Raw genomic sequence first — 2285 nt, 5'->3', positions numbered from 1 at the left:
TAATCAGCGGGTCCACGGTTCGAGCCCGTGAGGGCGCACGATTGGCCTCCACCCTTCGGGGTGGAGGCCATTTCGCGTTTCATGGCCTCGATCATCCACTCGATCGGGATGTTCAGTTCTTCGGCGAACTTGATCGCGTTCCCGAGCGTGATCTGATGCTTGCCACGCTCCCAATTGGAGACCGAGGCGTCGGTCGACCCAATGAGCCTCGCAACATCCCTGAGCGAGAGATCGCGCTCTGCGCGCGTAGCCCTAATCAGTTCGCCTACGGAGTGAACCTCTGTCGTTAGTTGTGGTGCCATGACACAAGCATAAACCGGGCAATAAGAAATCTTCGCGACACGCCGCGCCCAATCCGCTAAGAATCCTTCGCGCTAAAGATTCTTAGTGTCATGCACGCTAAGAAAGCTTTGTCCCCACGCCCACCACCAGGCCACCCCGGGCACAACTGAACAGACGACGCTACCCAGGCCACACATGGGAGACCCGCGGGAGGCTACCGCGCACCAAGTCGCCACCCCGATCACACGGCGGGGCGCGGTCAAGGCACACCCGGGCGCGCACCCCCACCATCCATCCCGCCGCGTGAGCACCCCGGTCGTGTCGCGCTACCCGCGCGAGCGTGCAAGTCCGAAGCCCCCGGCTCCGTCGAACAGCACGCCCTGAACGCGCCCTAACGGGCCGCGTATCAGGGCGTGACGACCTCCACCCCTCCCACCATCGAACAGTCAAGAACGGAGGCTACCCGGTGCCCACCACACGCCCCTACGGCAGCATCGCCGCCGCTCACAAGCTCGCCAACGCCGCCGCCCGCCGAGCACGCCTCAACCCGCCCCGCCCCGCGCCCCGCACCCCCGACGAAGACACCGCCGTCGCGACGCTCATGACGACCCGATGCCACGCCCGCCACCACGCCGAGCACCTGATCCCCGCCACCTCGACTATCTGCCTCCGCTGCGGCACCGACGCCCGCAGCCTCACCCACCAGGAGACACCATGACGATCAAGCTCCACGCCACCGTCAGACGCCGCTTCGAAGTACACCCGCTCGGCTACGACCGCGGATTCAGCCCCTGGATCGCACGCGCCTACATCAACGGCGTGCCCCAGTACCGCCGCACCGCCACAGCGGAATCGCACCCTGAGGCGGTGCAGGCCGCGTACAAGCTCCTCGCTGACCTCGACCGCGACCTCATGGCCGAGGTGCACGAGAGCCGCGCCAGCCGCCGACCGCGCTGCGAGTGCGGCCCCGGTCTGCTGCACTCGTACCACTGCCCTCGCCACGAGCGCCACGAAGTGACGGAGCCGACAGCATGAGCGCTTACTCTGCGCACGCTGAGCTGTGCGCCGCGATCCACGCCCACGACGATGCCGAGATGCTGCACGACATGGCGGGCGAGATGCCCGAGCTGCTGGCCTATCCGATCTCGGGTGACATGCTCGCCGTCGTGCAGCACTGCGGCCCGTATGAACGCCGTGCGCGCCGCAAGCGCGCCGCAATCGAGAGGGCTGCGCGATGAGCTGGCAGGACGCCATGACCACGACTGGGGCGGGCTCGTGCCTGCTGTTGCTCGCCGCTGTGGGCGTGTGCGTGTGGCTCACCTGGCAGGGGCGGGGGCCGCGACCGTGAGCCGACACCACCGCAGCCCCGAGTGGTATCGTGCCCGCCGCGTGGTGCGCGCAGTCATCACCGCCCGCCTGACCCGTGGCGAGCATGTGCCCTGCGTGAATTGCGGACGTCCGATCGTGCTCGGCGAGCGCTTCGACGTCGGGCACATCATCGACGCCGACAAGGGCGGCACCCTCGACCCGTCGAACCTGGGCGGCTCGCACCGCTCGTGCAACCGCAGCGACGGCGGGCGGGCCGGGGCGATCAAGACGAACGCGGCCTCGCGCCGAGCGCGGCGGCTGCCCCGATGGTGAACGACAACACGGTCGACGCGCTCGCCCGCCTACTCGCGTCGGGCGTCGACCTCGCCGAGCTGGAACGGCTCGCCGCGCTCGTCGCCCCGACCTACACCCCTGCACTCGTCGAGGTCGAGCGAGTCGAACGACCTTCTTTGAGTCGCGGCGGTGCCTCCCCCGCTAAGGCTCACCAAGGGGCGTTTCCCCCCGATCACGCCGGGGAAATCCTGATGGATGAGGAGGCCTGGATCGCGCACCGTGACCGGGTGCTACTCCCCACGACGCACTCAAATCTCGTGACGACCGAGCAGACCCGGCGAGAGTTCTTGGAGGGTGCCCGACTCCTCCGCTTCGACGGGGACCGCGCGATCGGCGGACGC

Annotated in this window: 6 protein-coding genes; 5 read left to right on the top strand and 1 reads right to left on the bottom strand. The window is 68.2% G+C overall.

Going from position 1 to position 2285, the window contains the following annotated elements:
• Positions 1-302 (bottom strand): helix-turn-helix domain-containing protein (locus H629_RS15035; protein WP_084705433.1); only part of this gene is annotated, 302 nt, incomplete at its 3' end.
• Between the two features lie 446 nt (positions 303-748).
• On the opposite strand from H629_RS15035, the gene H629_RS0113790 reads away from it, so the two are divergent.
• From H629_RS0113790 to H629_RS14330, 5 genes are all read left to right on the top strand, one after another.
• Entirely contained in the window at positions 749-1000 is a 252-nt protein-coding gene (locus H629_RS0113790; RefSeq protein ID WP_024357812.1) for a hypothetical protein, read from the top strand.
• Entirely contained in the window at positions 997-1317 is a 321-nt protein-coding gene (locus tag H629_RS0113785) for a hypothetical protein (protein WP_024357811.1), read from the top strand. Before H629_RS0113790 ends, H629_RS0113785 begins: the two co-directional genes overlap by 4 nt.
• On the top strand, positions 1314-1520 hold the full coding sequence (locus tag H629_RS15455; protein WP_024357810.1) for a hypothetical protein: 207 nt from the start codon (positions 1314-1316) through the stop codon (positions 1518-1520). Before H629_RS0113785 ends, H629_RS15455 begins: the two co-directional genes overlap by 4 nt.
• A 73-nt stretch (positions 1521-1593) precedes the next feature.
• Entirely contained in the window at positions 1594-1923 is a 330-nt protein-coding gene (locus tag H629_RS15450; RefSeq protein WP_161608039.1) for an HNH endonuclease signature motif containing protein, read from the top strand.
• Positions 1917-2285 (top strand): hypothetical protein (locus tag H629_RS14330; protein WP_036085287.1); only part of this gene is annotated, 369 nt, incomplete at its 3' end. The genes H629_RS15450 and H629_RS14330, both read left to right, overlap by 7 nt.

It is taken from the genome of Leucobacter chironomi DSM 19883, from assembly GCF_000421845.1.
In the GTDB taxonomy this organism is placed as follows: Bacteria; Actinomycetota; Actinomycetes; order Actinomycetales; family Microbacteriaceae; genus Leucobacter; species Leucobacter chironomi.
Note: the sequence above shows the minus strand (reverse complement) of the source record. Positions and strands in the feature narration are given on the sequence as shown.

Excerpts from the sequence above, each read along its gene's own strand:
- H629_RS0113785 (WP_024357811.1), top strand. The coding sequence starts at position 997 with ATGACGATCAAGCTCCACGCCACCGTCAGACGCCGCTTCGAAGTACAC.
- H629_RS15455 (WP_024357810.1), top strand. The coding sequence starts at position 1,314 with ATGAGCGCTTACTCTGCGCACGCTGAGCTGTGCGCCGCGATCCACGCC.